Here is a 12,019-nt window from a genome sequence, read left to right on the forward strand (position 1 = left end):
TGTTAGCAGAATGAAGTACTTCGCCAAATGTAGTAACTGTTTCTGAATTTGGTCTTGCCATAAGTGCGCCTCCCTTGATATTGATGTTTTACAGTATATCAGGAAGAATAGCGGTAATTGTCAAGATAGTTGTCAGTAAAATCTTGATTTTTTTTGGTTACATATACATCTGGGCTGCCGGACTTTACTCTGGGCTGAGAGCAGCTGTCAATGACAAGACGAGTTGCTGCACAATCATTGACAGCTGCTCTCAACCCAGAGTTTATAGTAGCCAAGCCCGATGGACGCGGAATTACGAAGCCTTTGCTTCTTCTTCCTTACTCACATTTGTAATCTCTACTTTTACCTCTGGATTAAGGTATACCTTTTCGGGTATGCTCCAGTCGCGAGTCTTGCGGCCATTCCATCTTTCAGGATGAGCTGCTTTTGCTGACTCGTATACTTGATGGCGGTTTTCAAGAATCTCCGCTCCTTTTTCGCTTCTCATCTGCTTCGGTGTCAAGAAATTGATCCCGCTGTGATGATGCTCATAGTTATACCATTTGACAAACAGACGCACCCATTCTCTGGCTGCCTCGATGGATTCAAAGCCTTTAGGCTGGTAATTAGGCCTGTATTTTAATGTCTTGAATAATGATTCGGCATACGGATTGTCATTACTTACTCTTGGACGGCTGTTTGAGGGAGTGATCCCCAACTGGTATAGTGTTGCCAGCATAGTAGCTCCTTTCATCGGTGACCCATTATCGGAGTGCAGTACCAGTGGTTCTGTCGTCAGACGTTTCTGTTTCAGACAGATCCTGCGGACTAATTCACTGGCGTGATCTGCACTTTCCGTTTCGTAGACTTCCCATCCTACGATGGACCGGTCATACAGATCGGAAAAGAGATAAAGATAGTAGTACATGCCACGGTGCGGCCCATTTAAATATGTAATGTCCCACATCCAAACCTGATTTGGCGCATCTGCGGAATACGTTGTTGGATGATGTCTCGTCGGTGCTTCTGATCTTCCGCGGTGATTCTGCATTTTTTCTTCATGCAGAATTCGATATATTGTGGATTCTGAACCGATGTAGATACCTTCATCAGCAAGAGCAGGTACTAATTCACAGGGTGGCATGCTTGCATATTCTGGTTTGGTCACTGTATCAATGATCGTTCTTATTTCTTCGGACGTCAGCTTATTAGCCGGAGGTTTTCGCTCTGCTTTTGGGCGCAGATCATCATAAGATCCTGTTTCCTTTTTCAGGCGGATCCAGCGATAATAAGTTCTTTCATTAACACCAAGTTCTTCGCAGGCTTTTGACAATGACGCGCCGGAAGAAACAGCCTCTTTGATCAGTAAAACAGCTTTTTCGCGATCTGAGGCACTGATCATTCGTCCTCGGGATCCCCCCAGATCGCATCGGCTTTTTTTCTCAGTACGAGAAGAGCTGCCGTTTCGGCAAGAGCTTTTTCCTTTCTTGCCAGTTCTTTTTCCAGCTTTTTACGTTCCTTTTCGGATTCTTTAAGCTCTTTGTTCAAACGTGCTGCCTCTTTTGCAACACCACCGTTGGCATTCATACAGGCATCGCGCCATGCTTTGATCTGTTCAACGTAAAGCCCTTTTTTGCGGGCATACTCAGCAAGGTCAGTTTCATTCATGCTTGCTGTTTCAACAACGATAAGGAATTTATCCTGTGTGCTCCAGTTATCCGGAAGAGCATCCTTTCCAGGTGCTGCAATACCGTCGGCTCTGGCCTTATCACGCCAGTTACGGAGGGTCTGTTCAGATATTCCTTCTTCTTTGGATATCTTACTGATGGATTCGTTGTTAGGCGGAAGCATTCTCCTTAATAAAGCTTCCTTGAGTTCTGGACTGTAGTTCATAGTGAAAGCTCCTTCCCGTGATAGCTATCTATATACTACCACAAAAACTTTCAAGCTTCATTGACATCTATCCTAACACACAGGGATAGTGGGAGTCATTACGCCATGTTTTGAGGCACTTACTGTCCAATTCTGTGGGCACATCAAATGTCATGTGTCCACTTATGTGGATAACCAAACAAAGGAATGTCCAAAATCAGGGATATCACTTTTGTGTAGGTGTCTAAAAAATAGGCACTACACTAATTCAAAATGTCCTTGACAAGGGATACAGTTTACACGGGAACTCCTTCACTCTTATACTCTATAAACACTCTTCACACAATACATTGCAATTGCTATATCTAGTTTAATATTTGCATGTGCAACATATATCTTATTATATTCCGTCAAAGATTTTTTTTCTTGGGAAACAGAACCAATTGATACAATACCCGGTTTACAATACCAGTATTCGTTTCCAATTTCTTTCTCTGTGTTTAAATTGTATATTTTTTCAAGTCCGATAATTGATATATCACCTTTTAATACAGAAAAATACATTGGAAACTGATCCAGACATGTTTTATATATAATTTTTCCAGTTTGAGAGCGTATTTTTTTATTTCCTATTTCACTCTTTACTGTATTCAATTCATATATATTAATCATTTTGCACTTATAACCAACTATTTTTTTTCTTTTAATAATAGGTCTAACACCGTCAATCATTAAGAATATAACTGATAAAAGCAACAATGGAGATAATACTATAAGCGCCCAAATGGATAAAACAATATCTAAACATCTTTTTATAAAATAATATCTTCTACTCAAACTTTTTTTTTCATTCAAATACATATTTGGCGAAGACAATGTAGCTGATTTAATCAATTCTTCCACATTAGGTGTTTTTGCCACATAAACTAGTAGTGTTAAAATCAAAGCCCAAAATGTCACAAATAATACAATAAATATTATATTTTCCAAAATAATATTCACACTGACATCCCTCCTTGGCTTCTCATATTAATCCATTGATAGATTGAAACTACAATTGGGACAACTATAGACAATACAATGGCCATGATTGAACATTTATAGCTTGCAATTTCAGCATAGCTCATAAAAATTAAAAGTAAATCTAGTAATATAATAACAGTAAATATACAACGCATAACATATTCAATAAGCTTTATATGTTCACATTCTCCTAATAGATTTAAAAAGACAACACAAATAAACAAATTGTAATATAATAATTCAATCGAATCCAAAACTGCTACAGATATTTTTTTATTATCAGCAAATATCACAATTAGTAATTTGATAACTACAGGTAGTATAGGCAAAACAATGTTTGTTACTAACCAAGAAATAAATTTCTGTGCTTTTTCTTGCACTTTTTTGCTTCGCCTCCTCTATTTTCCTCCAATTGATATCAAAGGAATTAGTTCTTTATACCAAATTGATTAGTCTCTTCTAAAAATATCCCTAGTGTAAACTTTTTCCTGCACATCATCCAGGCAACTATCATAACGATTCGCAATAATTGCCTTGCTAATTTCTTTGAATTTCGTAAGATCATTTACAACCTTGCTTCCAAAGAAAGTTGTTCCATCTTCCAAAGACGGCTCGTAAATTACTACTGTGGCACCTTTTGCTTTAACACGTTTCATAACTCCTTGAATAGAGCTCTGACGGAAATTGTCAGAATTAGATTTCATAGTCAGACGATAAACACCAATAATAACTTCTTTTTCCATAGTTGCATCATAAGTATTTTCATCCTCATATCCATAATATCCAGCCAGCTGAAGTACTCTGTCTGCAATAAAATCTTTTCTGGTACGATTAGATTCTACAATTGCTTCAATCAGATTTTCCGGCACATCCTCATAGTTTGCCAAAAGCTGCTTAGTATCCTTTGGAAGACAATATCCACCATATCCAAATGATGGATTATTGTAATGAGACCCGATACGTGGATCCAGACAAACACCATCAATAATCTGCTGTGTATTCAAGCCTTTCATTTCTGCATAGGTGTCTAGCTCATTAAAGTAGGAAACTCTAAGTGCAAGATATGTATTTGCAAAAAGCTTCACTGCCTCAGCCTCTGTAAATCCCATAATCAAAGTGTCAATATCTTCCTTAATGGCTCCCTCCTGTAAAAGAGTAGCAAAAGTATTTGCAGCTTTTACAAGTCTCGCATTTTCAACATCAGTTCCAACAATAATTCTTGATGGATAGAGATTATCATATAATGCCTTAGATTCACGAAGAAACTCTGGACTAAAAATAATATTATCACAATGATATTTCTTTCTGACACTTGCCGTAAAGCCAACTGGAATTGTTGACTTTATTACCATAATTGCATCTGGATTATATTCTATCACCAATTTAATAACAGTCTCTACAGCTGAAGTATCAAAAAAGTTTTTCTTGCTATCGTAATTGGTTGGCGCTGCAATTACAACAAAATCTGCATCTTTATAAGCAACTTCTGCATCTAGAGTTGCGGTTAAATTAAGGTCTTTCTCAGCCAAATATTTTTCAATATATTCATCCTGAATTGGTGATTTTTTATTATTAATCAGTTCTACTTTTTCTGGAATAATATCAACCGCCATTACCTCATGGTGTTGTGATAATAATGTTGCAATAGATAATCCAACATATCCTGTACCCGCTACTGCAATCTTCATAATTTTTTTCTACTCCCAATCATATCATATTTTTAATCCTATACACTTTTATATAATAATCAAATTTCATGTACTAACCTGATTATTTTTCAGAAAATTTAGTCCAATTACTTCTAAGCATCCCCATCCAGGTAATATCACGATACTTTTCTCTAACATATACATCTTCTTTTAGTAGTCCTTCCACTTTGAATCCTACTTTTTTATAACTATTTATAGCTCTTTGATTATCAGAATACACTCGTAAATATATTCTATGTAACTTTAATTCGCGAAAAGCAAAATCTAATATTTTCTTTGTAGCAATCGTCCCATATCCATTTCCCCAATAAGACCTTTCTCCGATAAAAATTCCAAACTCAGCTTTTCCATGATTTATATCTACATCTCTTAAATAAACAGAACCAATTGGCTTCTCTAATTTTTTTATGACAATAATAAATTGATATACTTCTTTTGTTTTTACTTTTGTATCAATCCATTCCTCCTGAGATTTTTTCGTAAGACTCCCTTGAAATATAAAATACTTTTTGACATCTTCACTGTTTCGCCACTTTACAATTAAATCAATATCTCCATACTCTATTGGTCGTAAATAAATTTCCTCATTATCATCCTTCATAAAACTTACCTCTCATATACATATTTAACAGTTTTAGGAATAAATATCATCAGTAATAATATCCTTATTCCATAAAATTTACAACTTAAACACTTTACTTTTGACTTTAATAATTCCATTAAAAATTTGAACATTACAATGCGGCAAAGCCGCCTGTTAAAAAACCGAAGGAATTAACCACTCAGAGCCCAGTAGGAACAGCCAATTTAAGCTCATCAGGAATAACACCATTCATATAATTATATCTGATAAAGAGACCATAGCATTTGCTTACCAATACTTTCAATCTATATCAATGGCAAGGGCTACGCCGGCAAATAGCCCCCATTGACACATTTTCAGCCTGTTGTATAAAGCAATCAAGCAGAACAAGAAGATATTCTGCTGAAGCCCACTAGTTATGGTCATTTCTATTGGAATATAATTGGCTTTTTCTGTCGCCCCAGATTGGTTGTTTCTGCTAGTCTTAGGCTGGCTGTTTCAAGCGGACTCTAACAGGATAGTACTTGTCAAGACCGAAGCCTCTTTAGCGAGGCATTAGAAGGCTTTACAAGTGCTGTTATGACATATATTATAATCAACTAAAATCGGAAATTTCAACTGGCTCTCATTTTCCGGAATGATGGTTCTCGAAATACAGACAGGTGGCTCAGAGATTCCTAAAATAATCAAAAATATAAAAATACTGTGAATTATAATTGATTCATAATATTTTTAACACTATTTTCTGATATATCGATTTTCAAAAAATTTATATATATTGTTTATTACCATATTAACATCCTGATCTGTAATATTATAATAGAGTGGTAGCCTTACTAATTTTTCACTTTCTTTTGTTGTAAATTCATCATATCCACAGAATCTGCCATATTTATAGCCAGCAGGAGCAGAATGCAATGGTATATAATGAAAAACTGTTGTAATCCCTTTCTCTTTCATGAATTGTATAAAAGCAGTTCTCTCTTGCAAATCTTTACATTTAATATAATACATATGGGCGTTATGTTTGCAATTATCGGGTACAATTGGAAGTTCCACATATCCTTTTTCCTCTAAAGGCTTAAGTGTTTCATTATACTTTTTCCAAGTAAGCAAACGATTATTGTTAATCTCGTCAGCTTTTTCAAGTTGAGCCCATAAATAAGCTGCATTCAATTCACTGGGCAAATAACTGTCTCCAAATTCAACCCAAGTATATTTATCAACTTGACCCCTGAAAAATTTCGCACGATTTGTGCCTTTTTCTCTAAGAATCTCAGCTTTTTCGTTAAATGCAGAATTATTAATGACAATTGCGCCTCCCTCTCCCATAGAGTAATTTTTTGTTTCATGAAAAGAATAACATCCAAAATCCCCAATTGTTCCTAATGCTTTTCCTTTATAAGTACTCATTACTCCTTGAGCTGCATCTTCAACAACCATTAAACCATATTTTTTTGCAATAGACATTATTTTATCCATTTCACAAGCAATACCAGCATAATGAACAACAACTATTACCTTTGTTTTTTCCGTAATAGCTTCTTCTATCTTATTTTCATCTATATTCATCGTATCCGGTCTAATATCGACAAATACAAGCTTAGCCCCACATAGTACAGCGGCATTTGCTGTACTTGAAAAAGTGTAACTTGGTAAAATAACTTCATCGCCTGGTTCCAATTCACAAAGCATCAATGCCATATCTAAAGCAGTAGATCCACTTGTTGTTAACATTACCTTTTGTGCATCAAATTTATTTTCTAACCATTCATTGCACTGATGTGTAAACTTACCATCACCGCAAATTTTATGTAATAATATTGCCTCTTTCATGTATTCAATTTCAGTTCCAATATACGGTGGTACATTAAAATTAATCATAATCTTTTCTCTCCTTATAAGTTTGCTTTTATTTTTTTATTTATTTCACCAAAAATCATCATTATCAATATTCCATATAGAATACTACTCAAAATCGAATACCCAATAATTGTACATACATCAGTAATCTTTAATATTTGCGCCATGAAGAAAAATACAAAAAGAATTATTAAACGTATAATATTAAAAATTAAGCCAATTTGTTGTTGATTAACTATTTCTAATATTCTTCCTATTGGTAATATAATAAAACTCATTAATGCATTAATGCACATATATCTTATATATTCTCCGGCCACTTGCCACTGTTTTCCAAATACAAAGCAGCACAATTCTGGTGCAATAATTGCTAATAGACCATATCCAATAATTCCAATTTCACTCATTCTTAAAGTCATTTTTTTAGCATCTGATTTCATCTTTTTTAAATCATCGCTTCCATATTTTGCAATTTTTGCATAAAACACTTGCCCTATAGCCGTTCCTACAAATGTCGTAGGCAACCCAACAATAGAATTTGCAAATGAAAAGTTTCCTACAACTTCTTGATCATACAGTGACGCTAGCATCAAAATAGGCAATTGAATAGCAAATGTATTTACTAAATTATTAGGGGCAGAAAATAAAGGGAACTTTTTATACTTAATTAATAACTTTTTATATCGTTCTATTTTTCTTACATTTTTATAATCTTTTAACGAAACTTTGAAGAGACGAATAATCCCTGCGCTTTGTCCAATTATTGTTCCAATTAATAATCCAACAGGATTATGTGCAAATAATCCTAATACAATTTTCACTAAATTACCAATTATACTTTGAGAATATTTAGTAAACGAAATATCCTTAAATGCTGATTTGCGAAATGCATTCTGCAAAAAAATATTATATAAGCCGGTGAAAAATACGCCAGCTACAATAAATACTATATAACTTGATAATTCACTGCTATTAAATATTCCTAATATATTATCTCCCCAAAATACCAAAAGGACATATAGCATTATTGTTGCAAAACCCAAAATAGCAATTGCAATTTTTAACAATATGCTTGCATTTTCATCATCCTTTTCAAGTGGAATAGCATTTTGATAATCCAAAGAAATAGAAATACTAAAAATAGCTATTAATGAACTAAACGTTCCGTAAATTCCATATTCTTGAGGACTGTATATACGACTTAAAATCGGAGTAATCAATATAGTAATAATTTGCGCAAATGCAGTTCCCCCTACCACCATCATTATATTTTTAATAAACAAGTTATCTTTCCAGTGTTTTGTAATATTATTCATATTCAATTCTTACTCTCTAACATATTTATAAAGCTCATATAAAACCCGATAAAATAGCCTATGCTTAAAAGTATAATAATCATAAGCGTGAAATTTTGATTCAATACAAGCCTCATATATTTTTCTGTATTGTTTTTCTTCTGAATAATTATTTTTCACATATAAATAACACTTATTTGCTTCCAGTTCTAAAACTTTCTTATCATGTATTATGTTTTCAAGAATACTTCCTAGACTATCTCTATATTTTAAGGGTTTTCCCATAGCCCAATAATACATTCCATCACCAGCATCCCCTTCTTTTACATCATAAATCCAATTACAAATTGCTTGTGATTTATAATCATTCGATAAAGAATCAATTAAAATAGCCGGTAAGCCATTCAAAGCCATCGTTTTTACAGTGAGTCCCATTGAAATACCAATATCATTTTTAGCAAAAATCTCAGGTAATTTTTCTGGCAAAATAGTCCCCCAATATTTAATTGTTACATTTTTTCCTTTAATTCTATTTTTGAGATCATCGAAATATTTTTTTTCGCCAGCACCAACAATGTTAAATGTTACTCTTATATCAGGATATTTTTCACTTAATTGTTCTAACTCTTCAAAAATGTAAACAATCGCATCATTTTTAAAATATGTAAATCTTCCAACCCATAAAACATTTAAAATATTATCATTAGAAAACTTATGTTTTTTTTGAATAGCATCTCCACTAACAGGCAAACATTCTATCCTATTTGGCGCATTAAGATCAGTTTCATAAAACCAATTATTAAAATCAAATATTGATCTTGATGCGTAATACATTGCTTGACAAGTATGTAACTTTTCCAATAGTTCAGACTGATAAATAACTTTACGATTTTTAAATTTATTAAGAGTATAGTCTTTTTGAGGAAGAATTTTTGCATCATTGATCCAATCTAACGGATGAGGCCATATATAAAATATTTTCGAATTAATGAAGGGTTTAAAAAGTTCCATTGAATACTGAAGTAATGGAAAATAACAAGTTATAATATAAATCTCATCTGTATCAGAAATAATATTACTTACTTTTCTTCTATCATTTTCATATAGTTTCTGATATTTGGACAAATTAAGTAATAAGTCATTTTTATAATACCCACCACTTAGTAACAAAATCTTAATTTGATTTTCATATTCACCAAATAATTTGTTTGTTAATTCTGAATTGAAAGTTGACTCTTTACTAATATATATTATTTCTCCCAACTCATTCTTTATAATATATTTGGCATACCCTGCCAAAAGAATCTCTACACCGCCTATTTGCACACTTGTTTCTACAATTATAAACTTTCTATTATTTTGTACACTTTTCATTTTTTCTCCATAATTATTATTTAAAATCCGGTATTTTTTCTACTTTCAACATTATTGCATTTATATTTAATATGATATTTTGAATTTTCTAAAATTAAATTTGCTTTTTAGATCATTTTTCTTCATATACCTTTAAATATTCCACGGCCATAGTTGAAGCTGAAAATTTATATGCTTTTTTTCTTGCATTTGTTCCTAATTTCTTTTGCAATTCACAATTATTTACTATCTTTTGAAGTGCAAGAACAATACTTTCCTCAGTGCAGTCAATTAGAATCGCCTCACTATCATTGAGCATATCCATTATTCCACCTACTTTTGTAGCAATAATTGGAGTTCCAGTCCCCATCGCTTCTATTAATGTCATTGGCATTCCTTCATATAATGAAGGCAAAATAAACACATCCGCATAATTCAAAATGGGATATATATTTTTTTGTAAGCCAACAAATTTAACACATTTATCAAGACCATTTATGCATACCATATTTTGTATATATTCTTTAAGTTCCCCATCTCCAACCAATAATAATTCACTATTCGGCTCTAACTCATGAAACTTTTTAAATGCATTTACCAATCCAATATGGTTTTTTTGACTCATAAACCTTCCTATATGAACAATTTTAAAAATTTTTTTCTTCTGATATTCAACTTTAGGAATACACTTTGTTAAATCGATACCATTAAAAATGATTGGAATTGATTTAGAAGGAATCGAATATACTGTACTAATAGAATCTCGAATCTTTTTAGTTAATGCAACAGGAATAACGCTTTTATTTCTAAAAAAATACTTATAAATTTTACGATCTATATAACCGACCTCTTTTTCAGCGACATTATGTACTGTATGAACTACACTGATATTATTGGAGTTAGCCCAAACAACATACTTTAAAGAATATAAATGATTATGAATAATATCTGGTTTTTCTTTATTTATTATTGTCTTCAATTTTTTTACACAATTAAAATCAAGACCTTTTTTCTTTTCGAGATAATAAATTTTTACTCCACAATCCTCCAATTCTTCTGTTAAACTAGAATGATACGAATATAAACTCACAATAAAAACATCAATTTTTCTTTTTATTAATTCCAATGTTAAAGTTTTACACATCACCTCTGCTCCTGCTATACCGAACATTGGAATAACTTGCATTACTTTCATAACTGGTCTCCTATTTATATAATTTATATGGAACAATCGGGGAAGCTTTTAACAAATATATGTACAAACCAAAAACTAGTACAAATACAATTATTTCAGCTATCAATTTTGTCAATAACAGTTGATTACCATTCCAACGAATTTTATATTTTTGCCCATATGTGTTTTTACAATAGCGCACACCATAAGTATTAATTATATTTGGAATTAAAATAATAATTGCAATATAAAATATTTCTATAGCCCTAGCAAATCCATCATTATTCATACCAATTATTTCAATTGGAATTGCACACAAAAATGACCACATAAATAAATTCATATCTTTTCGCTTAAATAGATCAAAATCAACAGCAAAAAGAATAAGTAATGCAATTAAAAACATTAAAATAATTTGATTATTAATAGAAAAATTACTCTCCGCATAGGTACTTTTTCCAATTATAGACAACAGCCTACCTATAACTCCCGTATAAAACATTTTAGATATTCCCAAAAAAATAATACAAGAAAAAATACAACTCCCCATTAGCCTTTTTGTTATAATTTTATTTCCCAAAAAATATAAAACACAAAAAAGTATTGCTAAGCGGTGGATTGTAAATGCAATAAACACAATAAATATAAATTTTTTAAATTTCTTTTGCTTAATAAAATCAATTCCATATAATAATATTGATAAAGCTAATGTTTGCCTTAAAATTCCAAATGAATATTCGTACATCCCCAATCCTATATAAAGTGCAAAACTTAACCATGGTTTAGAAGAATATTTATTTATAAAGATACATAAAGAAATAATCGTAAATGCAGCACATATAATTAAAAATCCATGAAATGAGAATCCTAATTTACTAAATATCCAATTAATAACACAATAACCACTTTCGTAAGAATATGGATATACCAACTCAGCGGTTTGAATTAAATGCAATCTTGATAACAAGCTTTTAAAAGTTAATCCTCCTATAAATTTATATCCACCACCATAATTACTTAAATCCACTCCAACTGTTATATCACGTAAAGCTAATATCAAAAATAATTGTAAACCAACAAAAAACACCCCATATTTTTTATTCTTTTTTTTTAAAAGACTGTATATTGGTAATATTCCCATATTTAAAATGTACAAACTCATTTATAT

At 32.0% G+C, this 12,019-nt stretch carries 11 protein-coding genes; all 11 read right to left on the reverse strand.

From position 1 onward, the window contains the following. Positions 1–292: 292 nt before the first annotated feature. The 11 genes from ACTQWB_RS07950 to ACTQWB_RS08000 all read right to left on the reverse strand — a co-directional run bounded on the left by ACTQWB_RS07950 (position 293) and on the right by ACTQWB_RS08000 (position 12,013). On the reverse strand, positions 293–1,381 hold the full coding sequence (locus ACTQWB_RS07950) for an IS3 family transposase (RefSeq protein ID WP_441501551.1): 1,089 nt from the start codon (positions 1,379–1,381) through the stop codon (positions 293–295). Beyond that, complete coding sequence (locus tag ACTQWB_RS07955) at positions 1,378–1,872, reverse strand: transposase (protein ID WP_441501550.1); 495 nt, start codon at positions 1,870–1,872, stop codon at positions 1,378–1,380. Before ACTQWB_RS07955 ends, ACTQWB_RS07950 begins: the two co-directional genes overlap by 4 nt. A gap of 297 nt (positions 1,873–2,169) precedes the next feature. After that, a complete protein-coding gene (locus ACTQWB_RS07960) occupies positions 2,170–2,853 on the reverse strand; it encodes a sugar transferase (RefSeq protein WP_441501549.1) in 684 nt (227 codons plus the stop codon). After that, positions 2,850–3,254 (reverse strand): hypothetical protein, encoded by a 405-nt coding sequence (locus ACTQWB_RS07965; protein ID WP_441501548.1) that lies wholly within the window; start codon positions 3,252–3,254, stop codon positions 2,850–2,852. Before ACTQWB_RS07965 ends, ACTQWB_RS07960 begins: the two co-directional genes overlap by 4 nt. Positions 3,255–3,323: 69 nt before the next feature. Next, the gene (locus tag ACTQWB_RS07970; RefSeq protein WP_441501547.1) at positions 3,324–4,562 is read right to left on the reverse strand and encodes a nucleotide sugar dehydrogenase; all 1,239 of its coding nucleotides are present in this window, start codon (positions 4,560–4,562) and stop codon (positions 3,324–3,326) included. A gap of 82 nt (positions 4,563–4,644) precedes the next feature. Further along, positions 4,645–5,184 carry a GNAT family N-acetyltransferase gene (locus ACTQWB_RS07975; protein ID WP_441501546.1) on the reverse strand — a complete coding sequence of 180 codons (540 nt, stop codon included), beginning with the start codon at positions 5,182–5,184 and terminating at the stop codon, positions 4,645–4,647. A gap of 720 nt (positions 5,185–5,904) precedes the next feature. Continuing rightward, the gene (rffA, locus tag ACTQWB_RS07980; protein WP_441501545.1) at positions 5,905–7,050 is read right to left on the reverse strand and encodes a dTDP-4-amino-4,6-dideoxygalactose transaminase; all 1,146 of its coding nucleotides are present in this window, start codon (positions 7,048–7,050) and stop codon (positions 5,905–5,907) included. Positions 7,051–7,064: 14 nt separating this feature from the next. Further along, positions 7,065–8,345 carry a lipopolysaccharide biosynthesis protein gene (locus ACTQWB_RS07985; protein ID WP_441501544.1) on the reverse strand — a complete coding sequence of 427 codons (1,281 nt, stop codon included), beginning with the start codon at positions 8,343–8,345 and terminating at the stop codon, positions 7,065–7,067. 9 nt (positions 8,346–8,354) lie between these two features. Beyond that, positions 8,355–9,698 carry a hypothetical protein gene (locus ACTQWB_RS07990; protein ID WP_441501543.1) on the reverse strand — a complete coding sequence of 448 codons (1,344 nt, stop codon included), beginning with the start codon at positions 9,696–9,698 and terminating at the stop codon, positions 8,355–8,357. A 112-nt stretch (positions 9,699–9,810) separates the two neighbouring features. Beyond that, positions 9,811–10,872, reverse strand: a complete 1,062-nt coding sequence (locus tag ACTQWB_RS07995; RefSeq protein ID WP_441501542.1) for a glycosyltransferase — start codon at positions 10,870–10,872, stop codon at positions 9,811–9,813. Between the two features lie 10 nt (positions 10,873–10,882). Continuing rightward, complete coding sequence (locus ACTQWB_RS08000; protein ID WP_441501541.1) at positions 10,883–12,013, reverse strand: EpsG family protein; 1,131 nt, start codon at positions 12,011–12,013, stop codon at positions 10,883–10,885. Positions 12,014–12,019 lie beyond the last annotated feature (6 nt).

The sequence above is a fragment of the Blautia sp. HCP3S3_H10_2 genome, assembly GCF_052122375.1.
GTDB lineage: Bacteria > Bacillota > Clostridia > Lachnospirales > Lachnospiraceae > Blautia_A.